Annotated in this window: 19 protein-coding genes; 11 read left to right on the top strand and 8 right to left on the bottom strand. The window is 57.4% G+C overall.

Features of this window, described 5'->3' with window-relative positions; genetic code table 11:
* Window positions 1–24: 24 nt before the first annotated feature.
* Both AC2AXP_RS11590 and AC2AXP_RS11585 read left to right on the top strand, forming a co-directional pair.
* The gene (locus AC2AXP_RS11590; protein WP_004958224.1) at window positions 25–1,515 is read left to right on the top strand and encodes a UxaA family hydrolase; all 1,491 of its coding nucleotides are present in this window, start codon (window positions 25–27) and stop codon (window positions 1,513–1,515) included.
* 73 nt (window positions 1,516–1,588) lie between these two features.
* A complete protein-coding gene (locus tag AC2AXP_RS11585; protein WP_004958225.1) occupies window positions 1,589–2,152 on the top strand; it encodes a YgjV family protein in 564 nt (187 codons plus the stop codon).
* Here AC2AXP_RS11585 and sstT read toward each other — a convergent pair.
* The 5 genes from sstT to AC2AXP_RS11560 all read right to left on the bottom strand — a co-directional run bounded on the left by sstT (window position 2,149) and on the right by AC2AXP_RS11560 (window position 7,230).
* On the bottom strand, window positions 2,149–3,384 hold the full coding sequence (gene sstT / locus AC2AXP_RS11580; protein WP_004958227.1) for a serine/threonine transporter SstT: 1,236 nt from the start codon (window positions 3,382–3,384) through the stop codon (window positions 2,149–2,151). The genes AC2AXP_RS11585 and sstT overlap by 4 nt on opposite strands.
* A 278-nt stretch (window positions 3,385–3,662) precedes the next feature.
* Entirely contained in the window at window positions 3,663–4,637 is a 975-nt protein-coding gene (locus AC2AXP_RS11575) for a TerC family protein (protein WP_039991682.1), read from the bottom strand.
* A gap of 309 nt (window positions 4,638–4,946) precedes the next feature.
* Window positions 4,947–5,678 (bottom strand): glutamine amidotransferase, encoded by a 732-nt coding sequence (locus tag AC2AXP_RS11570; protein WP_039991684.1) that lies wholly within the window; start codon window positions 5,676–5,678, stop codon window positions 4,947–4,949.
* 1 nt (window position 5,679) lies between these two features.
* Window positions 5,680–6,660 carry a Gfo/Idh/MocA family protein gene (locus AC2AXP_RS11565; protein ID WP_039991687.1) on the bottom strand — a complete coding sequence of 327 codons (981 nt, stop codon included), beginning with the start codon at window positions 6,658–6,660 and terminating at the stop codon, window positions 5,680–5,682.
* A 57-nt stretch (window positions 6,661–6,717) separates the two neighbouring features.
* Window positions 6,718–7,230, bottom strand: a complete 513-nt coding sequence (locus AC2AXP_RS11560) for a M48 metallopeptidase family protein (RefSeq protein ID WP_039992531.1) — start codon at window positions 7,228–7,230, stop codon at window positions 6,718–6,720.
* Window positions 7,231–7,380: 150 nt separating this feature from the next.
* On the opposite strand from AC2AXP_RS11560, the gene rlmG reads away from it, so the two are divergent.
* The gene (gene rlmG / locus AC2AXP_RS11555) at window positions 7,381–8,520 is read left to right on the top strand and encodes a 23S rRNA (guanine(1835)-N(2))-methyltransferase RlmG (RefSeq protein ID WP_198774119.1); all 1,140 of its coding nucleotides are present in this window, start codon (window positions 7,381–7,383) and stop codon (window positions 8,518–8,520) included.
* 35 nt (window positions 8,521–8,555) lie between these two features.
* On the opposite strand, the gene AC2AXP_RS11550 is transcribed toward rlmG, so the two are convergent.
* Window positions 8,556–10,577 carry an NADPH-dependent 2,4-dienoyl-CoA reductase gene (locus AC2AXP_RS11550; RefSeq protein WP_039991689.1) on the bottom strand — a complete coding sequence of 674 codons (2,022 nt, stop codon included), beginning with the start codon at window positions 10,575–10,577 and terminating at the stop codon, window positions 8,556–8,558.
* 429 nt (window positions 10,578–11,006) lie between these two features.
* On the opposite strand from AC2AXP_RS11550, the gene AC2AXP_RS11545 reads away from it, so the two are divergent.
* Window positions 11,007–12,626, top strand: coding sequence for an ABC-F family ATP-binding cassette domain-containing protein (locus tag AC2AXP_RS11545; RefSeq protein WP_484381691.1), 1,620 nt, complete (start codon window positions 11,007–11,009; stop codon window positions 12,624–12,626).
* Here the strand turns inward: AC2AXP_RS11545 and pdxR are convergent.
* Window positions 12,573–14,084 (bottom strand): MocR-like pyridoxine biosynthesis transcription factor PdxR, encoded by a 1,512-nt coding sequence (pdxR, locus tag AC2AXP_RS11540; protein ID WP_198774122.1) that lies wholly within the window; start codon window positions 14,082–14,084, stop codon window positions 12,573–12,575. The genes AC2AXP_RS11545 and pdxR overlap by 54 nt on opposite strands.
* 122 nt (window positions 14,085–14,206) lie before the next feature.
* On the opposite strand from pdxR, the gene AC2AXP_RS11535 reads away from it, so the two are divergent.
* The 4 genes from AC2AXP_RS11535 to AC2AXP_RS11520 all read left to right on the top strand — a co-directional run bounded on the left by AC2AXP_RS11535 (window position 14,207) and on the right by AC2AXP_RS11520 (window position 19,551).
* Entirely contained in the window at window positions 14,207–15,472 is a 1,266-nt protein-coding gene (locus AC2AXP_RS11535; protein WP_004958250.1) for a 4-aminobutyrate--2-oxoglutarate transaminase, read from the top strand.
* A 12-nt stretch (window positions 15,473–15,484) separates the two neighbouring features.
* The gene (locus AC2AXP_RS11530) at window positions 15,485–16,939 is read left to right on the top strand and encodes an NAD-dependent succinate-semialdehyde dehydrogenase (RefSeq protein ID WP_004958251.1); all 1,455 of its coding nucleotides are present in this window, start codon (window positions 15,485–15,487) and stop codon (window positions 16,937–16,939) included.
* A gap of 58 nt (window positions 16,940–16,997) precedes the next feature.
* Complete coding sequence (locus tag AC2AXP_RS11525) at window positions 16,998–18,239, top strand: aromatic amino acid transport family protein (RefSeq protein ID WP_484381690.1); 1,242 nt, start codon at window positions 16,998–17,000, stop codon at window positions 18,237–18,239.
* Window positions 18,240–18,465: 226 nt separating this feature from the next.
* A complete protein-coding gene (locus tag AC2AXP_RS11520) occupies window positions 18,466–19,551 on the top strand; it encodes a type I restriction endonuclease (RefSeq protein ID WP_198774123.1) in 1,086 nt (361 codons plus the stop codon).
* A gap of 90 nt (window positions 19,552–19,641) precedes the next feature.
* On the opposite strand, the gene yfcF is transcribed toward AC2AXP_RS11520, so the two are convergent.
* A complete protein-coding gene (yfcF, locus tag AC2AXP_RS11515) occupies window positions 19,642–20,265 on the bottom strand; it encodes a glutathione transferase (RefSeq protein WP_004958258.1) in 624 nt (207 codons plus the stop codon).
* A 257-nt stretch (window positions 20,266–20,522) separates the two neighbouring features.
* Here yfcF and AC2AXP_RS11510 point away from each other — a divergent pair, with 257 nt between their 5' ends.
* Genes AC2AXP_RS11510 through AC2AXP_RS11500 form a run of 3 tightly spaced genes read left to right on the top strand, consistent with a single transcriptional unit; the run spans window position 20,523 to window position 24,455 of the window.
* Window positions 20,523–22,742, top strand: coding sequence for a type VI secretion system Vgr family protein (locus tag AC2AXP_RS11510; protein WP_273869241.1), 2,220 nt, complete (start codon window positions 20,523–20,525; stop codon window positions 22,740–22,742).
* Window positions 22,743–22,752: 10 nt separating this feature from the next.
* Window positions 22,753–24,333: a hypothetical protein gene (locus AC2AXP_RS11505; RefSeq protein WP_484381689.1), complete on the top strand. Its 1,581-nt coding sequence runs from the start codon at window positions 22,753–22,755 to the stop codon at window positions 24,331–24,333.
* Window positions 24,330–24,455 (top strand): hypothetical protein, encoded by a 126-nt coding sequence (locus AC2AXP_RS11500; protein WP_004958266.1) that lies wholly within the window; start codon window positions 24,330–24,332, stop codon window positions 24,453–24,455. Before AC2AXP_RS11505 ends, AC2AXP_RS11500 begins: the two co-directional genes overlap by 4 nt.
* The last annotated feature ends 7 nt before the right edge of the window (window positions 24,456–24,462 follow it).

Here is a 24,462-nt window from a genome sequence, read left to right as displayed (position 1 = left end):
CATCGTTAAGGTTGGTGTAAGTCTATGCAAAGCATCATTAAAATTCATTCATTGGATAATGTGGCGGTGGCGCTACAGGATCTGGACGCTGGCGAAACGCTGACCCAGGACGCCATAGCCCTGACGCTGCCGCAGCCGGTAGTGCGTGGACACAAGTTTGCGCTGGTGCCGATTGCCGCCGGCGAGATGATCATCAAATACGGTTTGCCGATCGGTCATGCACTGACGGCGATTGCGCCGGGCGAACATATTCATTCGCAGAATGCCAAAACCAACCTGAGTGAGGTGGACAGCTACCAGTATCAGCCGGAATTCCCGACGCTGCCGCCTCAGGCAGCCGATCGTCAGGTGCAGATCTACCGTCGCAGTAATGGCGAGGTAGGGATCCGCAATGAACTGTGGATCATTCCGACCGTGGGCTGCGTTAACGGTATCGCGCGGCAGATCCAGCAGCGTTTTCTGAAGGAGACCGCGGACGCGCCGGGCATTGACGGCGTGCATCTGTTTAGCCACCCGTTCGGTTGCTCGCAGCTGGGTCAGGACCATGAAAATACCCGCACCATGCTGCAAAATATGGTGCGCCACCCGAACGCCGGAGCCGTGTTGGTGATTGGCCTGGGGTGTGAAAACAATCAGGTCGATACGTTTCGCAGCACCTTGGGCGAGGTGGATGACGCGCGGGTGCGCTTTATGATTTGCCAGCAGCAGGACGACGAGGTCGAAGCCGGCCTGGCGCTGCTGCATATGCTGTATCAGGCGATGCGTGACGACCGTCGTCAACCGGGCAGGCTGAGCGAACTGAAGTTTGGCTTGGAGTGCGGCGGTTCGGATGGACTGTCTGGCATCACCGCCAACCCGTTGCTCGGGCGTTTTTCGGATTATGTGATCGCCAACGGCGGCACCAGCGTACTGACCGAAGTGCCGGAAATGTTCGGTGCGGAGCGTATTTTGATGAGCCGCTGCCGCGATCGGCAAACCTTTGAGAAAACCGTCAGCATGGTCAATGAATTCAAGCAGTATTTCCTCGATCACCACCAGCCGATTTATGAAAACCCCTCGCCAGGCAATAAGGCAGGCGGCATAACCACGCTGGAGGAGAAATCGCTCGGCTGTACGCAAAAGGCCGGGCAGAGCCAGGTGGTGGACGTGTTGAAATACGGCGAACGGTTACGGCAGCCGGGGTTAAATCTGCTCAGCGCGCCGGGCAACGATGCGGTGGCGACCAGTGCGCTGGCCGGTGCCGGTTGCCATATGGTGTTGTTCAGCACCGGGCGTGGCACGCCGTACGGCGGCTTTGTCCCCACCATCAAACTGGCGACCAACAGTGAACTGGCGGCAAAAAAACCGCACTGGATCGACTTCGATGCCGGTCGGCTGATCCACGGTATGCCGATGGAACAACTGCTGGCGCAGTTCGTTGATGCGATCGTTGAGATTGCCAATGGGAAATCGGCAAAAAATGAGCTGAATGATTTCCGCGAACTGGCGATTTTTAAGAGCGGCGTCACATTGTAAAGCGTTAGCGGCGGGAGTAACATAAAACGGCGTTTCATTTTATCTGCCGTTTTCTCCCGCATCAGGATGTTTCATGACCTTTTATTGGTTTGCTCAAGCCGTGGGCGTGCTGGCGTTTTTAATTGGCATCACCAGCTTCTTCAACCGTGACGATCGGCGTTTTAAACTGCAACTGTCCGGCTACAGTCTGACTATCGGTATCCATTTCCTGCTGATGGGGGCCAACGCCGCCGGCAGCAGCGCCTTGCTCAGCGCCTGTCGTAACCTGGTGTCGATCCGTACCCGCAATCTATGGGTGATGTGGGTTTTTCTTGGCCTGACGCTGGTGATGGGGGTGACGCGCTTTACTTACTGGATCGAGTTGCTGCCGGTATTTGGCACCTCGATCAGCACCTGGGCGCTATTTCGTACCCGCGGTCTGACCATGCGCTGCATCATGTGGTGTTCCACCGCCTGCTGGGTGACGCACAACGTTTGGCTAGGATCGATCGGCGGTTCGCTGATCGAGGGCAGTTTTCTGCTGCTGAACGGCTTCAATATTATTCGTTTCCGCCGCCTGCAACTGCGCGGCGTTGACCCGTTCGCGGCCGAAAAAAAGGCGCCCGAAGGGCGCCTGATTCAGCAGAATGACGTTTAACGCGTCTTCAGTGGATCGTCATTGGCCAGCCGCTGGTCTTCGGCCTGACAGGCCGCCGCGGTGAACAACACGTCGGTGGAAGAATTCAGCGCGGTTTCCGCAGAATCTTGCAGTACGCCAATGATAAAGCCGACGGCAACCACCTGCATGGCAACGTCGTTTGGAATGCCGAACATATTACACGCCAGCGGAATCAACAGCAGCGATCCACCTGCCACGCCAGACGCGCCACAGGCGCACACCGCCGCGACCACGCTTAACAGCAATGCGGTGGGAATATCGACCGCAATCCCAAGCGTATGCACCGCTGCCAGCGTCAGTACGGTGATGGTGATAGCCGCACCGGCCATATTGATGGTGGCTCCCAGCGGAATGGAGACCGAATAGGTGTCTTCGTTCAGGTTCAGCTTCTTGCACAGTTCCATGTTAACGGGAATGTTGGCCGCCGAGCTGCGGGTGAAGAAGGCGGTGACGCCGCTTTCACGCAGGCAGGTGAGCACCAGCGGATACGGATTGCGGCGAATCTTCCAGTAAACGATCAGCGGGTTCAGCACCAGCGCCACCAGCAGCATGCAGCCGATCAGTACCATCAGCAACTGCGCATAGCCCCACAGTGCGCCAAAACCGGTATCTGCCAGCGTTGACGCCACCAGGCCGAAAATCCCCAGCGGTGCGCAGCGGATCACCGCTCGTACCACCATGGTGACGGCATGTGACATATCGTTGATCAGCGATTTGGTGCTGTCGGCAGCGTGGCGCAGCGCCAGTCCAAGACCGATGGCCCATGCCAGAATGCCGATGTAGTTACCGTTGATCAGCGCGTGGAACGGGTTGGCCACTACGCTCATCAGCAGGCCTTTCAGTACTTCCACAATGCCGCCCGGTGGATTGATATCGACGTTGCCAGTCACCAGCGCCAGGTTGGACGGGAAGGCGAAGCTGACCAGAACCGCGACCAGCGCCGCGGCAAAGGTGCCCAGCAGATAGAGGAACAGGATCGGGCGGATATTGGTTTTCTGCCCCTGCTTGTGGTTGGCGATGGACGCCATCACCAGCACCATTACCAGCACCGGCGCCACCGCTTTCAATGCGCCGACGAACAGTGAGCCAAGCAGGCCGACGGCCGATGCCGCGGCAGGAGAGAGAAAGGCCAGCAGGATGCCGGCAATCAGGCCGACCAGAATTTGTTTAACCAGGCTGCCCTGTGTAATGCGCGTAAGTATTTTATGCATGATGCTTTTTTGCGTTTCCGCTTCCTGATGATGTTGCGTACTGGGGTGCAACGCCTCGGCAGGAACATTGCCGGGCGTTTTATACGCACCTGTTACGAAGTGTGTTTGCCGAATCAGTATTCAGCAAACACACAGGGTTGGAAAGAGGCAGAGGTGAAATTCTCAGCGCGGATCACTCTTGATAACATTCTGGTTACATTTGTGTGATCGCAATAACATTTGGCGTTTGGTGGCAATCGCCAGACAATCACAGGGCAGCAAGCCGCCCTGGTAACAGATTATGGTGATTTTTGCGACAAGCGATCGTTACGGTGGTTGACCCAGGCGTTGATCGCCAGCGTCAGCGCCAGAATACCCGCTACCACGCCGAGCGAGATAGCGATCGGTATGTGGTAGAAATCGACGATCAGCATTTTGACGCCGATAAACACCAGGATCACCGACAGGCCGTATTTCAGCATCGAGAAACGTTCCGCCACGTTGGCCAGCAGGAAGTACATGGCGCGCAAGCCCATGATGGCGAACAGGTTGGAGGTCAGTACGATGAACGGATCGGTGGTGACGGCGAAAATGGCCGGGATACTGTCGACCGCGAAGATCACGTCGCTCAGTTCTACCAGAATCAGCACCAGCACCAGCGGTGTCGCAAACAGCAAGCCGTTGCGGCGCACGAAGAATTTCTCGCCTTCCAGGTTGTCGGTCATGCGCAGGTGGCTGCGTAGCCATTTGACCAGCGGTTTGTCACCAATCGCGCCGTCATCTTCCTTCGCCAGCGCCATCTTGATGCCGGTAAATAGCAGGAAGGCACCGAACACATATAGCAACCACGAAAATTGGGTAATCAGCCAACTGCCGGCGAAAATCATGATGGTACGCAGCACGATGGCGCCAAGCACGCCGTAGATCAGCACGCGGCGTTGCAGATTGGCCGGAATGGAAAAATAGCTGAACAGCATCAGCCAGACGAAGACATTGTCTACCGCCAGGGCTTTTTCAATCAGATAGCCGGTGAGGAACGCCAGTGCCTGGGTATCGGCCACCGCGCGACCGGCAGTTTCATTCAGGTAGTACCAGAAACCAAAGTTGAACAGCAGGGAAAGGCTGACCCACACCAACGACCAGCAGGCGGCCTGCTTCATCGACATGGTATGCGAGCCTTTGCGGCCCTGCAGCAGTAAATCTACGGCGAGCATCACCACTATGACGGCGGCGAAGCTGCCCCATAACCACGGTGTGCCAACGGTATTCATCATCAGAGTATCCTTCAAAAACAAAAACGGCCAACGTCGGAAGGACGCTAGCCGCTCTATGAACGCTATAAGCAAACCTCGCCTCCCGGCAAGGTCTCACTTACAACGTTAATGAAGGTATTACACCTTGGCATCAAGTTGCCCGGTAACCGGATGCGTACGCATCGTAATGACGATTGACCGGCAAATACCCGTAACTTTCTAAATTGTCGCTGTCTGGCGGCGATTTAAACGGTGTTGGGTATCAAAGTTACTCCCCTTTGCATGGCAAAAAGTAATGCAAAATGTGTCACCGGTCAACTTTTTAAACGCTTAGCCGGCTAATGCTTGCTGCGCGCCCAGGCTGACGACAAACCCCTGCAACAGCAACTGGCTAAACGGGGTGTCGCTAACCTGTTGTTGCTTCTGCTGATAATCCGCCAGGTTGTCCGGCTGCAGGTCGCCCAGCCAGCTCAGATAATGGTGCATGATGGCGCCGTTAAATTCCGGGTGGAACTGGGTGGTCAGCGCATTATCGCCATAGCGCAGGATCTGGTGGGGATCCGCGGCGGAGCGCGCCAGCACCTCGGCGCCCGGCGGTGGCGTCAGCACGCTTTGCGCGTGGATCAGATTGGCCTTGAAACGGGGAGGCAACATCATCAGCCGACGGTCGTTGGCACCGGCCGGCAGCAGTTCGATTTCCAGCGTACCGACTTCCATGCCGTTGGCAAGATAGCCGACCTCGCCGCCGAGGGCATCGGCCAGCAGTTGATGACCGTAACAGACGCCGAAGATCGGCAAACGGATGGCCATCGCCTGTCGTAGCCATTCGGCAGCCTGTTCGCTCCATGGCAACCGTTCGGTAACCATTGCCGGAGATCCGGTAATCACCACGCCGCAATAGGCCGCAGGCGACTGCGGCTGTTCGCCGGACGGAAGATGAACGATATGCAGGCGTTCAGCGGCGATATGCCCCTGTTGCAGAAACATCTGCTCAAAATTGGCCTGCGTCTGTTGAATGGCCTCCGGTGCATCGCCGGTCTGCATCAAGAGCAAGGGTTTCATTTCATACTCCATCGGCCGGGAATACCACGCCGGTCTGACGGCGGATTTCGGTCAGCAGGGTGGCGACGATACGCGAGTTTTCCAGACCGGCATGCTCCACCTGGTTGTTTTCCACCAGCGCGGCGAACGCCATGGCCTCATACAGCATGGTATTGATGTGCTGCGGCTGGCTTAAATCCTGACGACTGCCGCCGCGCGGCGTCAGTGCAACGCTCTGGCATTCAGAAATTCCTTCGATGACCAGCGTGCCGTCTTCACCCTGAATTTCGCTGGGAATGGCGGAGTTACTGACTTTCGAATGGCTGAGGGTGACGTCGAAATCACCATAGTTCAGGCAGACGGTGCCGTGGGCGTCAACGCCGGTATCCAGTAACGCTGCGCTGGCCAGCACCGACTGCGGTGCGCCGAACAGCGTGACCGCGCTGGCCAGACAGTAATAGCCGATGTCCATGATCGAACCGTTGGAGAACTGCGGGTTAAAGGTGTTCGGATTTTCTCCTGCCAGATAACGCGGATAGCGCGACGAATACTGGCAATAATTGATAAATGCCTTACGCAGCTTGCCGACCTGCGGCAGCGTCTGCTGCAGGGTAATAAAGTTCGGTAAATGGGCGCTTTTGAACGCTTCGAACAGCACGACCTGATTGGCACGCGCGCAGGCCAGCAGTTGTTCCACTTCTTTCAGGTTGGATGCCAGCGGCTTTTCGCAAATAACGTGTTTTTTATGGCTGAGAAACAGCAGCGACTGCGGGCAGTGCAGAGAGTTCGGGCTGGCGATATACACCGCATCAATCACGTCGGATTGCGCCAGCGCCTCGAGGGAATCGAAAAAATGCGCGATATGATAGTTGGCGCCAAACGCCTTTGCCTGTTCCAGACGGCGTGAATAGACCGCAGTCAGTTTGAGTTTGCCGCTTTCATGGGCGGCATCGATAAAGCGTTCGGTAATCCAGTTGGTGCCAACAACGGCAAAACGAATCATAGCTAACTCCGGTTCCCAGACCCTAAAACAGCAGATTAGCATGCCGTTGGCAGAATCTCACCGCTGCGAATAGAGTTCGCCAAATAACGAAAGGTGGGTCAGATACAGCCGGGTATCGAACTCCAACTGGTGGTAGTTTGGCTCCATATGGCAGCACAGATTATAAAACGCCTTGTTGTGATCCTTTTCTTTCAGATGCGCCAATTCATGCACCACGATCATGCGCAGAAAGGCCTCCGGCGCGGTTTTGAACACCGTCGCCACGCGGATTTCCGCCTTGGCTTTCAGTTTACCACCCTGCACGCGCGAAATGGCGGTATGCAGCCCCAGGGCATGCTTCATGACGTGGATCTTGCCATCGTAAGCCACTTTGCTCACCTGCTGGGCATTGCGCAAATACTGGTTCTTCAGATCGAGGGTAAACTGATACAACGCCTTGTCGGTCGTGCGGTCGTGGATCTGCGGATAGCGTTGTAACAGCACTTCGCCAAGACGTTGCTGGTGGATCAGCTGTTGCACCTGGGTTTGCAGATGATCGGGGTAACCTTGCAGGTAAGCGAGTTCGGGCATGGCGTCACGGTCTTTAAGGGTTATCTGGCCGCCCATTGTAGGATGTTTTTTCGCACAAAACCCATAAAGGGCAATTAATACCAAAAAACATTTTACTGATGGCCGTTTTTAGGGGATAAACAGCCCAAATTTTAACAGTCAGGAGGGGCAATGAGCCAACTCGATCTGGGAACACGGCAACTTGAGCTGGAGCGTTATCCCCATCAGGAAGCCGCCACCCAATTACAGGCATGGGAAGCGGCGGATGAATATCTGCTGCAACAGATTGAAAATACAGACTTCGGCGGCCGGCCGGTGGTGATTTTCAATGACAGTTTTGGTGCGCTGACCTGCGCACTGCACGCGTTGAATCCCTACAGCGTCAGCGATTCTTACGTCAGCCAACTGGCTACGCGCCACAATCTGGCCTTGAACGGTCTGGATGCCGAGCCGGTCACGCTGCTGGGCAGCCTGGATGCGTTGCCTGCCGCGCCGGCGCTGGTGCTGATCAAAGTGCCGAAGGCGCTGGCACTGCTGGAACAGCAACTGCGCGCGCTGCGCAAGGTGGTGGCGCCGGATACGGTGATTATCGGTGGCGCCAAGGTGCGTGATATCCATACTTCGACGCTGCAACTGTTCGAACAGCTGCTTGGGCCGACGCGTACCACGCTGGCGTGGAAAAAGGCGCGCCTGATCAACTGCCAGGTGGCGGACATCGTGCCGCCGGCCGCGGCGGAAACCACCGACTGGCTGCTGGACGGCACCGACATGCTGATCCACAACCACGCCAACGTATTTTCCCGTGGTGGCCTGGATATCGGCGCACGTCTGTTCCTGGAAAACCTGCCGAGCGATCTGAGCGGCGAGATTATCGATCTGGGCTGCGGCAACGGCGTCGTTGGTTTGACGGCGCTGCGGCAAAACCCGGACGCGCAGCTGACCTTCGTCGATGAATCCTATATGGCGGTGGCATCCAGCGAGCTGAATGTTAAACACAACCTGCCGCAGGATGTGGAGCGTTGCCAGTTTATCGTCAACAATTCGCTGGCGGGGATGGAAGGCGGCAGTGCGCAGGCAGTGCTGTGTAATCCACCGTTCCACCAGCAGCATGCGATTACCGACGAAACCGCCTGGCAAATGTTCCTCGATGCCAAGCGTTGCCTGAAGGTGGGCGGGGAACTGCGCATCGTCGGCAACCGCCATCTGGATTACTACCAGAAGCTGAAGCGCTTGTTTGGCAACTGTGTAACGGTGGCTTCGAACCAGAAGTTCCTGGTGCTGAAGTCGGTCAAGACCGGTGCACGTTACTGATGTGAAAGGGCGCTGATGCGCCCTTTTTTATATTGTTACAGCGCCATCGCCAGCCGGGTGCCCTGATCGATCGCCCGTCGGGCATCCAGTTCTGCGGCCACGTCGGCACCGCCGATCAAATGCACGGTTTTTCCCAGCGCTAACAGGGGCTGTTGCAGTTCTCTGCGTGGCTCCTGCCCGGCACAGATCACAATGGTGTCTACCGGCAGACAGCTGGCCTGATCGGCGCGTTCAATATGCAGACCTTCATCATCAATACGTTGATAACTGACGCTGTTGAGCATCTTCACGCCGCGCATCGCCAGGCTGGCGCGATGGATCCAGCCGGTGGTTTTCCCCAGCCCATCACCCACTTTGCTGCTCTTACGCTGCAGCAGGAAAATCTGCCGCGGCGCGCGTGGTACCTGGGGGCCGTCGGCTGCCAGCCCGCCGCGCTGATTGAGCTGTGAATCAATACCCCATTCGCGATTGAACGCTTCGCTGTCCAGGCTGCTGGCCTCGCCGTGCTGGCTCAGATATTCGGCGGTGTCGAAGCCGATGCCGCCGGCACCGACGATCGCCACCCGCTGACCAACCGGCTTCTTGTCGCGCAGCACATCCAGATAGCTCAGCACCTTGGCGTTGTCGATACCGGGAATGTCCGGGGTGCGCGGCACGATGCCACAGGCCAGGATCACCTCGTCAAACTCGGTCAGATCCTGCGCCTCGACGCGCTTGCCGAGCCGCAGCGTCACTTCGCGCAACGCCAATTGGCGGCGGAAGTAGCGCAGGGTTTCATGGAACTCTTCTTTGCCGGGGATTTGCTTGGCGATATTGAACTGACCGCCAATCTCCGCAGCGGCGTCGAACAGCGTGACCTGATGGCCACGGCTGGCGGCGGTGGTGGCGAACGCCAGGCCAGCGGGGCCGGCACCGACCACCGCCAGACGTTTGGGGCGTTCCGCCGCCAGCAGCGGCATCTCGCTTTCGCGACAGGCGCGCGGGTTGACCAGGCATGAGGTCAGCTTGCCGTCAAAAATCTGGTCCAGGCAGGCCTGGTTACAACCGATGCAGGTGTTAATTTCATCGGCGCGGCCTTCGGCAGCCTTGCGTACGAACTCGGCGTCCGCCAGAAACGGCCGCGCCATGGAAACCATATCGGCGCAACCCTGCGCCAGCGTTTGTTCTGCCACCGCCGGATCGTTAATGCGGTTGGTGGTGATCAAAGGAATGCCGACTTTGCCCATCAGCTTGTGCGTTACCCAGCTAAAGCCGGCGCGCGGTACCATGGTGGCGATGGTGGGAATGCGCGCTTCATGCCAGCCGATGCCGGTGTTGATCAGCGTCGCGCCAGCCTGCTCAATCGCCTGCGCCAAACGTTCGATCTCCTGCCAACTGGAGCCGTCCTCGACCAGATCGAGCATCGACAGGCGGTAGATCACAATGAATTCCCGGCCCACCGCCTGGCGCACGGCGCGCACGATCTCCACGGCAAAGCGCATGCGGTTTTCCGCGCTGCCGCCCCATTGGTCATCGCGCTGGTTGGTGCGAGCGACCAGAAACTGGTTGATCAGGTAACCTTCGGATCCCATTACTTCAACGCCGTCATAGCCAGCCTGCTGAGCCAACGCGGCACAGTGGGCAAAATCGGCGATGGTATCTTCAATCTGCTGGTGGCTGAGGGCGGTGGGCGTGAAAGGGTTGATCGGCGCTTGCAGCGCAGACGGCGCCACCGGTTGTGGTTGATAACTGTAGCGCCCGGCGTGCAGGATTTGCAGCGCGATCTTGCCACCGGCCTGGTGCACGGCATCGGTGACAATGCGGTGATGCGCCACCTGCTGTGGTTGATTGAGGATCGAACCGCCGCGGTAGACCACGCCCTTGTCATTCGGCGCGATACCGCCGGTGACGATCAGCGCGACGCCGGCTGCCGCACGCTCGGCGTAAAATGCCGCCATTCTTTGCGGGCCATCGGGCAGCTCTTCCAGTCCGGTGTGCATCGAGCCCATCAGCACCCGGTTTTTCAGGGTGGTGAAGCCAAGATCCAGCGGTGCCAACAGATGTGGGTATGCGCTCATTGCCATCTCCATCGGGTTGCATCTGCAACCCGTCGTTATTGTTATGCAGGTGATTCTACCCGGCATCATGCACGTCGCTGCAAGGCGGCAACGCCGATCGTTGGCGGCAGGAGCGGGGAGCCTCTAGCGCGTCGAACGGGTGCGGACCCTGCTTTTGCGGGTCGACGTACTTTGCTCAAGTGGTCGGATGAGATAAATCTAGCCGTTGTCCGATAAGTTTGAAATCTATGTTGCGCTGAATGTGATGGGCGTCATAAATACCGCTCGGCCTTTGCATTTTGCATGGTCGTCAGGTTAACATCTGTCCGCTTTATTCTGTTTCCTGCTGGAGTCCTGACCGAAAATGAACAAACACGCCTGTTGAATCTGGTCCCATGCCGCGCACTTTGTTGACGGATGGGGATATGTTGATTTCATTCAGGAGTGCCTATGGCTCATTTTTCGCCATCCCCTTATCTGGTTTTACACCAACTGACCTGCCAATTTGCTGACGGCGAAACGCTGTTCGGCCCGCTCAACCTGCACCTTGATCGGCGACGCTGCGCGCTGGTAGGTCGCAACGGCGTCGGCAAAAGTCGGCTATTGCGCCTGCTGGCCGGAGAGGATTGTCCTGGCGGCGGCCACGTGGAAACCCACGGTGTGATCGCCAGCGTGGCGCAGCACAACGAGATAGCAACGGACGTGACGGTGGCACACTGGCTCGGTTTCGGCGACGAGATGGCTGCATTGGCGCGCATGGAACGTGGCGAAATGCTGGCCGACGACGTCGAGTTGCTGGATGGGCAGTGGGATCTGATTGAACGACTGCAGGCGGCGTTTACCGCGGCGGGGTTACCGGCGCTGGAAATGCATCAGCCTGCCGGGGCGCTAAGCGGCGGCGAACGCATGCGCGCCGCGCTGTGTGCCGCATTTATTTCCCGTGCTGATTTTCTGCTGCTGGATGAACCGAGCAACCACCTGGATCGCCACGGACGCGAATGGCTGTATCGGCAACTGGCGGCGTGGCGCGGCGGGATGCTGGTCGCCAGCCACGATCGGCAACTGTTGATGCATATGCAGCGTATTGTAGAACTGACCCCCGACGGGGTGATCAGCTACAGCGGCAACTACCAGGATTATCGCCGTCAGCGCGAACGTCAACGGCAGGCGGCACGTGAAGTGCTGGAACATGCGGCGCAGGAGCGTAAACGCGCCCGCACCCGGCTGATCAAAGAGCACGACGCCAGCCAGCGTCGCTCGGCCAGCACGTTGCGTAACGTGGACAATCTCAACATCGCATCTTTTGAACGGGTAGCATACAAGGGCGCGGCGAAAGAAAGCCTGGGTACGCTGCGCAAGCAGCATCTGCGACAGAAACAGGTGCTGGATGACAAGGTATGCGCCGCGCAACAGCGGGTCGAAGATGAGAGCCCGGTGATGTTTACCCTGCCGGGCAGCGCGGTGGCGGCGGGCAAGCAGGTACTGGAACTGGAAGGCGTACAGTTGCCGTTCGTGACGCTGCCGCCGCTCAGCTGGCGCCTGACGGGGCCGTCACGGGTGGCGATCGGAGGGCCGAACGGCTGCGGTAAATCCACCTTGCTGAAAGTGATCGCCGGGCAGTTGGCGGCGCGGGTTGGCGATTGCCGACTGGCGGTCAGCGCCGCCTACCTCGATCAATCGCTGAGCCAGTTCGATCTGTCGCGATCGGTATTCGATCATCTGGCACTGGAAGACTCGCCGATGGTCGCAGGCGAACTGCGTACCCGGTTGGCACAGTTACAGCTGGGTGCCGATCGGCTACGGCTACCGCTGGCGATGCTCAGCGGTGGCGAACGCCTGAAAGCGGCGCTGGCCTGTGCGTTGTGGCGCCGGCAACCGGCGCAGTTGCTGCTGCTGGACGAGCCCACCAACCATCTCGATCTGGCGTCGTTACAGGCGATAGAGGCGGCGCTGAAGGGCTATCCCGGCGCGCTGCTGGTGGTTTCCCATGATGATGCGTTCCTGCAGGGGCTACGGTTAACCCACCGGCTGGACTGGGGAGAGCTCGGCTGGCAAAGCCTGACACTGTAAAATGCAGTCCAGCAGCAGGGTGAACGCCGCGGCCATCTGTTCTTCCGGTACGCAGGCAAAGCCCATCAGTAGGCCGCGGCGGTGGTTCGGCAGCATGTAATAACGCGAAAGCGGTCGTACCAGAACGCCACGCGCGCTGGCGGCGGCGGCGATCGCCACGTCGTTGGCGCTGTCGGGCAGGTTGAGGATCAGATGCAGACCGGCATTGCTGTTGAATTCGCTGAGCGCCTGCTTGCCAAGATGCTGTTCGATAAGCGCGGTAAGAAATGCGCGCCGCTTGGCATACAGCAAACGCATGCGGCGTATGTGCGCGGTGTAATGTCCTTCCTGGATGAACTGTGCCAATGCGGCCTGGATCAGCAAATGTCCGCCGCGATACAGTTCGGTATGGGCGGTTTTCAGCGCGCCGACCAACGGCTTTGGCAGCACCACATAACCCAGGCGTAGCGCGGGATACAGCGTTTTGCTGAAGGTACCGATATAGATCACCGGCGCATCCGCCTCCAGGCCTTGCAGCGCCGGAATCGGTTGGCCGGAGAAGCGGAATTCGCTGTCATAGTCGTCTTCGACGATCCAGCCGCCGGCATGCCGCGCCAACCCCAGCAGGCGTTGGCGACGCGCCAGACTCATCACCGACCCCAGAGGGTATTGGTGCGACGGCGTGACGAAAATCAGCCGTGGCGCACCACCCGGTTGTTCCGGCGGCACCATGCCGGCTTCATCCACCGGCAGGGGGCGGATATCCACATCATTCATGCGCAATACGTTGCGAATGCCCCAATAGCCCGGCTCCTCAATCCACACTTCGTCGCGCGGGTTGCACAGCATGCGCGCCACCAGATCGATCGCCTGATGAATGCCTTCGGTAATCAGGATCTGCTCCGGCGAACAGCGCACCGAGCGCGCCACGCGCAGATAATCCACCAGCGCGTGCTGTAACTCCGGACTGCCGCCCTGATTGCTGTAGGTAAGGCGTTGCGGCGTTGGACGACGACTGATGCGCGCCTGGATCTTGCTGAACAGCTGGTGCGGGAAGGCATTGACGTCCGGCACACCGGGAATGAAGGCTCCCCATTGCTTGGGGCTGGCGCTGGCGTGTTGCAACAGCGCTTCGCCGCGTTGGGACAGTTCCAGCGGGCGCTCGGCACCGTTGCTGCCAATTGGCATGCTGGCAGTGGACAAACAGCTGTCCGGCACCGTTTCTGCGACGAAGGTCCCACTTCCGGCACGTGAAAATACATACCCTTCAGCCAAAAGTTGTTCATAAACGGTTAAAACCGTGTTGCGCGACAGGCCCAGTTCCTGAGCCAGATCGCGCGAGGCGGGCAAACGGTTGGAGGGTGGCAGACTGCCGTCAAGGATGCTGATGCGGATGGCGTTATAAAGCCGTTTATGCAGCTTGTCATCCGGTTGTTCGCCCAGCCTTTGCAACAGTAAATCACCGCTTAATGAACGCAAGTGGATCCCTCAATTAATCGTAACTGGCACTCGATTATAGAGCCACACCCTGTGTAAATAAACGTCATTGTTTCACGAATGTGAACGAAACGTGTAACTGACATTGGGCGGAGAACACAACCATGAAAAACGCAGAACTGAATCAACGTCGTCTTGATGCCACCCCGCGCGGCATCGGCGTCATGTGCGGCTACTACGCCGACCGGGCGGAAAACGCCACGCTGTGGGATGTGGAAGGCAACAAGATTATCGATTTTGCCGCGGGTATTGCGGTGCTGAATACTGGCCATCGCCATCCGAAAGTGGTCGCCGCCATTGAGCATCAGCTGAAGTCGTTTACCCACACTGCTTATCAGATCGTGCCGTACGAAAGTTATGTGGCGCTTGCCGAGCGTATCAACCAGCGCGCACCGATCGACGGACCTGCTAAAACTGCATTCTTCACCACCGGCGCCGAAGCGGTGGAAAACGCGGTGAAAATTGCCCGCGCCCATACCGGCCGGCCGGGGATTATTACCTTTGGCGGCGGTTTCCACGGCCGTACTTACATGACCATGGCGCTGACCGGCAAAGTGGCGCCTTATAAACTTGGCTTCGGCCCGTTCCCGGGGTCGGTGTTCCATGGCCAGTACCCGAACGCGCTGTACGGCGTCAGCACGCAGGACGCGATGAATAGCCTGGAACGCATCTTTAAAGCGGATATCGAGCCGAAACAGGTGGCGGCGATCGTGCTGGAACCGGTGCAGGGCGAAGGCGGCTTCAACGTCGCGCCGCCGGAGTTCATGCAGGCGCTGCGAGCCCTGTGCGACGAGCATGGCATTCTGCTGGTCGCTGACGAAGTACAAACCGGGTTCGCACGTACCGGCAAACTGTTCGCCATGGAACATTACGCCGTGAAGGCCGATTTGATCACTATGGCGAAAAGTCTGGCGGGTGGCATGCCACTGTCTGGTGTGGTTGGCCGTGCCGAAGTGATGGACGCGCCAGCGCCAGGCGGGCTGGGCGGCACCTATGGCGGTAACCCGCTGGCGGTGGCAGCAGCCCATGCGGTGCTGGAGGTGATTGACGAAGAACAGCTGTGCCAGCGTGCGCAGCGTCTGGGCCAGCACCTGGTGGAAGTGTTGCAGCGTGCGCGGGAAACCTGCCCGGCGATCGTCGACATCCGTGCGCAAGGATCGATGGTGGCGGTGGAGTTCAACGACCCGGCCACGGGGAAACCGTCACCGGACTTTACCCGTCAGGTGCAGCAAAAAGCCCAACAGGAAGGCCTGTTGCTGCTGAGCTGCGGGGTGAACGGCAACGTGATTCGTTTCCTGTATCCGTTGACCATTCCAGACGATCAATTTACCGAAGCGCTGGGCATTCTTTCCCGCGCGTTGGCTCAGTAAGGAACGCATGCCATGAAACTGAACAATCCCGAATTGCTGCGCAACCAGTGCCTGATCAACGGTGAATGGTGCGATGCGCTGAGCGGCAAGCGTGAAGCGGTGATTAATCCGGCGACCGGCGTCGAGCTGGCGTCGATCCCGCTGGTCAGCGGTGAAGAAACCCAACAGGCGATCGGCGCAGCGCAGCGGGCGCAGCAAGACTGGAAGCAGCTAACGGCCAAACAGCGTTCAGCGTTGTTGCTGGCATGGGCCGAGCGGATCCTGGCGGCCCAGGAAGATCTGGCCCAGTTGATGACCGCCGAACAGGGGAAATCATTGGCGGAAGCGCGGGGCGAAGTGGCGTATGCCGCGTCGTTTATCACCTGGTTTGCCGAAGAGGCCAAGCGGGTTGATGGTGCGGTATTACAGGCGCCGCAGGCCTCGCAGCGTCTGGTAGTGGTAAAGCAGCCGATCGGCGTCTGTGCGGCGATCACGCCGTGGAACTTCCCGGCGGCGATGATCACCCGCAAAGTGGCACCGGCACTGGCGGCAGGTTGCGCCATCATCGTCAAACCGGCGGAACAGACGCCGTTGACCGCTCTGGCGCTGGGCAAGCTGGCGCAAGACGCGGGTATTCCTGCCGGGGTGTTGCAGATTGTCACCGGCGACGCGGCGCAGGTCGGTAAAGTGTTATGCGACAGTCCGGTGGTGCGCAAGCTGAGCTTCACCGGCTCAACCGAAGTGGGGCGCATTCTGATGGCGCAATGTGCGCCGACCATCAAGAAACTGTCGCTGGAACTGGGCGGTAACGCGCCGGTAATCGTGTTCGACGATGCCAATCTGGACGCGGCGGTGGCCGGCATCATGGCCTCCAAGTTCCGCAATAGCGGCCAGACCTGCGTCTGCGCCAACCGGATTTACGTGCAGGCCGGTATTTACGATCGGCTGGTGGACAAGCTGGTGGCCGCGGTGGAACAGCTCAAGGTCGGCGACGGCGCGTTGGAGGGCACCACACAGGGGCCGCTAATCGATCGGGCTGCGGTCGAAAAAGTGCAAAGTCATATTGATGACGCGTTGATCAAAGGGGCGCAGATCGCCACCGGCGGCCAGCCGCACGCGCTTGGCGGCACCTTCTATCAACCGACGGTGGTGACCGGCGTGACGCAGCAGATGCGCTTCGCCAAAGAGGAAACCTTCGGCCCGGTAGCGCCGCTGTTCCGTTTTCAGGATGAGCAAGAGGCCATCGCCATGGCTAACGATACCGAATTTGGTCTGGCGGCTTATGTCTTCACGCAAAACGCAGCGCGTCAGTGGCGGGTTCCGGAAGCGCTGGAATACGGCATGGTCGGCATCAATACCGGTCTGATTTCCAACGAAGTGGCGCCGTTCGGCGGCGTGAAACAGTCAGGGCTCGGACGCGAAGGATCGCGCTACGGGATAGAGGAATATCTGGAGCTGAAATACCTGTGTATCGACGTGAGCTGTTAACCCTCGGGACAATAACCTCGCCCGGTGGCCGTTGCCGCCGGGTTGCAAAGGATAATCTATGCCTTCTGACAACATCACCCTGTCTCCGGCGCTTGCCGGGGAGCGGGCATCTGCACCCGCCAAATCACTGAGTTTCCTGGAAGGGGTGGCGATGATCGTCGGTACCAACATCGGTGCCGGCGTGCTGTCCATCGCCTACGCTTCAAGCAAGGCCGGCTTTTTGCCACTGCTGTTCTGGCTGGTGCTGGTCGGCTGCCTGACGACCATCACCATGCTGTACGTCGCCGAATCCACGCTGCGCACCCGTGCGCATTTACAGCTGAGCGGCCTGGCGAAACGCTACGTCGGCGGTCTGGGCGCCTGGCTGATGTTTGCGTCGGTCTGCGTCAACAGCGTTGGCGCGTTGACCGCCTATATGACCGGTAGCGGCAAATTGCTGCAATCCTTGTCCGGTATTTCCCCGGCGTTCGGCAGTCTGCTGTTCTTCATACCGGCTGCAGGCGTGTTGTACCTTGGTTTGAAGGCTATCGGCCGGGGTGAAAAGTTTATCAGCATCGGCATGGTGGTGATGCTCAGCGTGCTGGTGATGGCGACGCTGCTAAAAGACACCACGCAAATGCGCAACCTGCTCGATGGCGACTGGCGGTTTATGGTGCCGGTGTTCAACGTGGTGGTGTTCTGTTTTTCTGCGCAATATATCGTGCCGGAGATGGCGCGCGGCTTCTCGAACAAACCGGAACAGTTGCCCAAGGCGATTATCGTCGGCATGGTGATCACCTTTGTGCTGCTTGCGGCAGTGCCGCTGTCGGTGATTGCGCTCAGCGGGTTGGACGGCATTTCTGATGTCGCCACCATTTCCTGGGGACAGGCGCTGGGGCAGTGGGCATTCTTTTCGGCGAATATCTTTGCGCTGTGCGCCATGCTGACATCATATTGGGGCCTGGGCGGCAGCTTCCTGACCAATATTTTCGACAAATTCCGTCTGGGTGACGACGAACAGCCGCTGCGCCGTTTTGGCGTGTTGCTGCTGGTGGTGGTACCGCCGTTCGTACTGGCTTACAGCGGCTTTGTTTCATTCGTTAACGCACTGTACTTTGCCGGCGTATTCAGCGGCGTGATTCTGTCGATTATGCCGATGCTGATCCTGCGTGGCGCGCGCAAAAATGGTGACATGACGCCACGCTGGCAATGCAACTGGATCACTCACCCCCTGCTGCAAATCAGCATTGTGCTGCTGTATCTGTCCAGCGCGGTATATGCCATTGCGTCGCTGCTTGGCTTCCTGCCGGCAGGATGGTAACCCTCTCCCTCAAGTGATGTGTTTTCTCTGCATAGAGAACGGCGGCGTCGTGGCCGCCGATTTTTTAATTAAAGTAATTCAACTGCTTATATTTTATGGTTAAAAATAAAATAATAAGCAAAGTTATGTATTTTAATAATTTTTCCAAACGGCTAGTCAGTCACTATTTTTTTATATAGATTTATGCTGTGCTGTACAATATCTATATAACAAGGGGATGACTTCCATGGATATTTTGGACGAGTTACACAGCCTTTCTGCAAAGATAAAACAACAATCTTCATTTATTCAAACAGAAGAAGCGACAAAAAGCGCCTTTGTCATGCCATTCATCAACCGCGTGCTTGGCTATGACGTTTTTGATCCTACAGAAGTCATTCCGGAGTTCATTTGTGATGTCGGTACTAAAAAAGGCGAGAAAATCGACTTCGCCATATTGAAAGGAGGTGAAATACAAATTCTTATTGAGTGTAAGAAAATAGGTGAGCCTCTTAATATCAATCATGCTTCGCAACTGTTCAGATATTTTCACGTTACTAATGCAAGGATTTCCGTCTTAACCAATGGTCAGGTTTATAAATTTTTTACCGATCTCGACGCACCAAACAAGATGGATGAAAAGCCGTTCCTCGAGTTAGACTTGTTAGACATTGACGAAAACGTCGTTCCAGAATTAGTTAAATTGACCAAATCAGCGTTTGATGTCGAGTCTATTGTCAATGCTGCCGGTGAATTGAAATATGTAAGCCAAATCAAAAAAATCTTTTCAACACAATTTACCAACCCAGAAGAAGATTTTGTAAAGTTATTTGCATCTCGAGTTTATGACGGCATGCTGACGCAAAAAGTCAGAGACTTATTTACCCTATTGACAAAGAAAGCTGCAAATCAATGGCTCAATGATCAAGTCAACGAACGCTTAAAATCAGCTATCAGCGGTACGGTAAAAAATGCAACAGACAGTGAAGTCAAGGACGATGCCGGCGAGATCAATGCCGAACAGTCAGAAGATGATAAGGATGACATCATTACATCGGAGCATGAAATAGAAGGCTTCCATATTGTTAAGTCGATCGTGCGTACGGTGGTTGAATCTACGCGTATTACTTACAGAGATACAAAAAGCTACTTCGGTATATTATTAGATGATAATAATAGAAAACCTATATGCCGCTTGCATTTTAACCGTAATCAACTGTATATCGGTGTTTTTGATGAAGAAAAGAAAGAAACGCGTCATCCGATCGAAACTCTGGATGATATTTATCAATATGCGGAACAATTAAAAAACACAATAAACAATTACAACTGACTCCCGTAATTACTCAGTGTTAGATACACTTTCCTTTCCGGTTAAACGTTGACAAGATTGGCAGGAATATCATGCCAATCTTGTGTGCGTTTAGCGAGAGAGCGCCAGCCAGGCCTGCAACGAAGGGCGCTGCCACTGTTGTTGGGCATAGCGCTGCAGATGCTCCGGCACCGCATCACCGTGCATGACCAAGCGGTTGAGCATCAACGCCAAATCGCTGTCGGCAATGCACCATTCACCAAACAGATGTTCCTGCCCATGTACCAGTAGCCTGTTGGCGGCGGTGAACAACTTCTGCGCCGCGGCTTGCGCCTCGGTGGATAACGCGGCGAATTTGCCGCCGTTGAAAACGGCTTCGGTCGGACGCTCGGCGCGGATTGGCAGCAGATCGCTGCGCAACCAGGCCTGAACTTCACGCGCCTTGGCGCGCAGCTGTAGATCGCGCGGATACACCGGTGGCTGTGGGAACAGCTCTTCCAGGTATTCGTCAATAGCCGAGGATTCTGTCAGGGCAAAACCATTATGGATCAAGGTTGGCACTCGATGGGTCAGCGAAATATCGGCAAAAGCAGCGCCAAGATGTTCGCCCCGCGATAAATCGACCGGCACCGTTTTGAATGGAATGTTTTTTTCGCTCAACGTGATAAACGCGGACATCGCATAAGGGCTGAAGAAGTTGGCATCGGTATACAATATGGTGGTTGGCTGGTTCATAAGGTGTCCTGAAAATAAACGGAGTGAACTGGTGATAATTGCTGACTAACCTGGCGAAATCAATAAGGAAATCAATAAGAAAATTAATATCGCCATAAGGTATGTTAATGATCGTTGGTCATTTTCAGGCAATAATTCAGACCGTCTCACAGAATTGGTTAATTTCACTAATAAATGTTGTACCAGAAAGTAAAAATACGCTAGAAGGTGATACAGGTGATTTTTTAATCTGACACTTCTCTGCACGGGTTTTGCTTATGCTGGATCGGATTACTGCACATACTCCTCTCGGGCCTGACGCGCTGATGTTCTGGTCTTTGCAGGGCAGCGAGCAACTCGCCAGGCCCTATGTCTTTCAGGTGGAACTGCTTAGCCAAAACTTTCGCCTCGATCGCCGGGCATTGCTCGGCCAGCCGGTCACGCTGGCCATTCCTACCCAGAACCTGCTTACGCCACGCTACCTGAACGGCAAGGTTACGGCGGCGGCGGTGCGCAGCCAGGAACTCAACGACACGCGCTATGCGGTATATCAGCTGCGGCTGGAGCCGGATCTGTGGCCGATGATGCGCGATCGCAACTTCCGTATTTTCCAGCAGTTGACGGTGCCGCAGATCGTTAAAACCTTGCTGGCGGAGCAGAATGTCACCTGCGAGGATCGGCTGACCGGCGCCTATCGGCAGTGGGAATATTGCGTGCAATATCAGGAGAGCAGCTACAACTTCATCAGCCGGCTGATGGAGCTGGAGGGCATTTACTACTTCTTCCGCCATGAAATGGGCAAGCAGACGCTGGTGCTGATGGATGCGCCGCAGGCGCATCAACCCTTCGAAGGTTACGAAACCATTGTGTATCACATGACCCCTTCCGGCGGCAGCACGGCGGAAGAGGGCATCAGCCAGTGGTCGGTCAACGATGTGGTGACGCCAGGTATTTACAGCATTGATGATTACGACTTCCGCAAACCCAACGCCTGGCTGTTCCAGGCTCGGCAGAATCCGGCTTCTCCCCAGCCGGGGCAGATTGACGTTTACGATTGGCCAGGACGCTTTGTCGATCATCAGCATGGGGAATTCTACGCGCGTATCCGGCAAGAGGCCTGGCAGGCCGGGCACCAGCAAACCAGCGGCACCGGCACCGCATTGGGGATTGCGCCGGGACATACCTTTACCCTGCATAACGCCCCTTACGCCAGCGACAATGGCGAGTATCTGGTGACCCAGGCGGAGTACCACCTGCGTGAAAATCGCTATGCCAGCGGCGGAGAGAGCAGCGAGCACCGTATCGATTTCAACGTAATGCCGGCCGACGTGCCCTTTCGCCCGGAGCAACAAGCCCCCTGGCCGAAAACCTGCGGGCCGCAAACCGCCAAGGTGGTGGGGCCAAAAGGCGAATCGATCTGGACCGACAGGTATGGCCGGGTCAAGGTCAAGTTTCACTGGGATCGGCTGGCGGCCGGCGACGACACCAGTTCCTGCTGGGTCCGCGTTTCCAGCGCCTGGGCCGGTCAAGGCTTTGGCGGAGTGCAGATCCCGCGGGTTAACGATGAGGTGGTGGTCGATTTCATCAACGGCGATCCGGACCGGCCTATCATTATCGGGCGAGTCTATAACGAAGCCAGCATGCCGCCGTGGGCGCTGCCGGCGGCGGCGACGCAGATGGGGTTTATGAGCCGTTCGAAGGACGGTACGCCGGATAATGCCAACGCGTTGCGCTTTGAAGACAAGGCCGGATCGGAACAGCTGTGGATCCAGGCCGAACGCAACATGGATACCAACGTCAAGAATGAGGAAAGCCACTCCGTCGGCAGCAACCGCACCAAAACCGTCGGTGCCGATGAAACCAGCCACATCAAGCAGAATCGCAACAAAAACGTCGATGGCAACGAAACGGTGATTATCGGGCAAAACCGCAGCAAGACCGTCAGTGGCAATGAAACCACCACGGTAAAACAGAACCGCAGCCAAACCGTTGAAGGCAGTGAAACGCTTATGGTGCAGCAAAGCCGCAGCGAGACCATCACCGGCGAACATTCGGCGACGGTGAAGAGCAATCAGACTGCAACGGTAGAAGGCAATCAGGTGATGACGGTCAATCAGGATCGAACCCGGACGGTGAATGGCAATGAGAAGGTCAGCGTCGTAAAGAACCGCGAGGTGCAGGTGACCGGCCACCAGACGCTGGGGGTAACCGGCAATCGTCAAGCCTCGATTACCGGCAGCGAAAACAAACTGATTGGCCAAAAGCAGGAGGTCAATATTGGCGAGGGGCGCACCATCGTGATTAACGGCGGCGATACGCGTTACACCGATGGCGTGGTGAGCGATAGCGCGTCGCAGGCGTTCCAGATCAGCGTAGGGGAATCTACCGGTATCACTATTTCATCCGGCAGCATCGAAATTGTTGCCGGCGGCGCCAGCATTACCATCAATTCGGCGGGCGTGATGGTCAACGGCACCAAAATCGAACTCAATGCCTGAGCGGACGCCGATGATGCACAGCCAGGCGAGAAATCCCACCGAACAGCTCATGGCGCAACTGGAACGGCAATGGTTGGCGGCCAGCGACGATCCGGCGGCGCGTTTGTTTATCTGGCGGGTGAAGGCGAATGCCGAATCGCTGATCCAGGCATTTATCGCGTTGCAACAGCAAGCGCCGGGCGACTACAGCACACCGGATCTGTTTATCGGTTTTATGGCGCCGTTTGATACCGCTTACGGTTATAGCCGGGCGCTGGCAGACGAATTGATCGAACGCTATGAAGCCAGCGACGGTGCGCAGGGCTGGGATTTCGAGCCGCTGCTGCCCTGCCTTGGCGCAACGCAGTGGCAGGCGTTGCTTGGTCACTTTGCCGAACATCATCGCGAACAGCTGCGCTATGTGGTGGCGGTGTTCACCCCGGCACAGGTCAGCGATCGGGCAGCGCTGGAACGCTGGCTGGCGCAGAATGTAGAGCGCATCGCCGAGGGCGTGCGCGTGATGCTCATCGATACGCTGGAACAGCCAGTCTGGCAAGCGTTACAGCAGGCATTTCCCCAGCGGGTACGGCTGATGACGCCGGATATCGACGGTATGACGCTGATGCAGCAGACCGCCAGTCAGCTCAGCGATCGCGACGGCGATCGTCTGCGTTGCCGGCAGTTTATGACCGATGCGTTGCTGCTATTGGAGCGCGGTACGCCGCAGCAGGTTGCCACCCGCGCCGGACTGGCGTTGGCCATTGCCGCTAAGCAAGGCTGGCTGGAACAGCAGGTAGTGATGCACAACATCATCGGCGGCGGTTGGGTGAAGGGGAAGTCTGCCGATAAGGCGGTGGCGGCGTATCGCCAGGCGCAGCAGGTGGCGCAGGGCATCGGCGACCAGCCGCTGCGTACCACTCTGCAGATGCAAAGCGCCTTCGGCGAAGGCGGTGCCTGGTTCAGCGTCGGCGAATATCGCCAGGCCGCTGGTGCCTATCGGCTGGCTGCCGGGCTGGCGCAGTTGGCGGGCAACCGACTCTTGGCGATCGAAGGGATGCGCATGGCGGGGCGATGCCTGGTATTGGATGGCGATCAAACCCACGCGCTGGCGGATTATGCCCAGGTGATTCATGCCGCACGGCCGCTGTCCGCCGAGGAGCGAGGGCAAACCACGCTGCCGCTGGCGCTGCAGGATTTACTGCATATTCAGGATGATAAGCGGGCCCAGGCGCTGGCGGATTGCGCTGACGCCTATCAACAGCGCAAGCAGCAGCTTATCTTGCGCGCCGAAAGCGAGGTGGCGCAGCAAGGGGCAACCCTCCAGGCGGTGCGCTTGGCGGAGAGTCGGTTACAGCAGGCGCTGGAACAGAGTTTTCAGCAGGCACGTAGCCAGCGCGAACAGCTGATCCTCGAGGGCTACCCCGGCTTTCGTCAGGCGATTGCCATCGGCCGTCAGTATCTGCAACCGCAGTGGAGCGGCTTGCCGGAGATTGCCCATCCGTTTGATGCACCGGTCGGTGAATGGCAACAGATGCCGCACACCATGGCGCTGCCATCACAGGACGCCGCCGAAGAATTTATTCAACGCAGTACCAACAAGGATCAGGCATGAACAAGGTGGTGATAATTGTGGTGGTCACGCTGCTGGTGATCGGGTTTATCAGCCTGTCGGACAGCGATCTGGCCTACGAAGCGCGCACCTTCCTGCGCGCCTTGCTGCGCGCGCTGTTCTGACCGGGGA

The sequence above is a fragment of the Serratia sp. Sp408 genome (assembly GCF_057180665.1).
The sequence above is the reverse complement of the archived record's forward strand: the minus strand, read 5'-3'. Positions and strand labels throughout refer to the sequence as shown.

Coding starts and splice junctions, on each gene's coding strand:
- AC2AXP_RS11590 (WP_004958224.1), top strand. CDS start 25: ATGCAAAGCATCATTAAAATTCATTCATTGGATAATGTGGCGGTGGCG.
- AC2AXP_RS11585 (WP_004958225.1), top strand. CDS start 1,589: ATGACCTTTTATTGGTTTGCTCAAGCCGTGGGCGTGCTGGCGTTTTTA.
- sstT (WP_004958227.1), bottom strand. CDS start 3,384: ATGCATAAAATACTTACGCGCATTACACAGGGCAGCCTGGTTAAACAA.
- AC2AXP_RS11575 (WP_039991682.1), bottom strand. CDS start 4,637: ATGATGAATACCGTTGGCACACCGTGGTTATGGGGCAGCTTCGCCGCC.
- AC2AXP_RS11570 (WP_039991684.1), bottom strand. CDS start 5,678: ATGAAACCCTTGCTCTTGATGCAGACCGGCGATGCACCGGAGGCCATT.
- AC2AXP_RS11565 (WP_039991687.1), bottom strand. CDS start 6,660: ATGATTCGTTTTGCCGTTGTTGGCACCAACTGGATTACCGAACGCTTT.
- AC2AXP_RS11560 (WP_039992531.1), bottom strand. CDS start 7,230: ATGCCCGAACTCGCTTACCTGCAAGGTTACCCCGATCATCTGCAAACC.
- rlmG (WP_198774119.1), top strand. CDS start 7,381: ATGAGCCAACTCGATCTGGGAACACGGCAACTTGAGCTGGAGCGTTAT.
- AC2AXP_RS11550 (WP_039991689.1), bottom strand. CDS start 10,577: ATGAGCGCATACCCACATCTGTTGGCACCGCTGGATCTTGGCTTCACC.
- AC2AXP_RS11545 (WP_484381691.1), top strand. CDS start 11,007: ATGGCTCATTTTTCGCCATCCCCTTATCTGGTTTTACACCAACTGACC.
- AC2AXP_RS11535 (WP_004958250.1), top strand. CDS start 14,207: ATGAAAAACGCAGAACTGAATCAACGTCGTCTTGATGCCACCCCGCGC.
- AC2AXP_RS11530 (WP_004958251.1), top strand. CDS start 15,485: ATGAAACTGAACAATCCCGAATTGCTGCGCAACCAGTGCCTGATCAAC.
- AC2AXP_RS11525 (WP_484381690.1), top strand. CDS start 16,998: ATGCCTTCTGACAACATCACCCTGTCTCCGGCGCTTGCCGGGGAGCGG.
- AC2AXP_RS11520 (WP_198774123.1), top strand. CDS start 18,466: ATGGATATTTTGGACGAGTTACACAGCCTTTCTGCAAAGATAAAACAA.
- yfcF (WP_004958258.1), bottom strand. CDS start 20,265: ATGAACCAGCCAACCACCATATTGTATACCGATGCCAACTTCTTCAGC.
- AC2AXP_RS11510 (WP_273869241.1), top strand. CDS start 20,523: ATGCTGGATCGGATTACTGCACATACTCCTCTCGGGCCTGACGCGCTG.
- AC2AXP_RS11505 (WP_484381689.1), top strand. CDS start 22,753: ATGATGCACAGCCAGGCGAGAAATCCCACCGAACAGCTCATGGCGCAA.
- AC2AXP_RS11500 (WP_004958266.1), top strand. CDS start 24,330: ATGAACAAGGTGGTGATAATTGTGGTGGTCACGCTGCTGGTGATCGGG.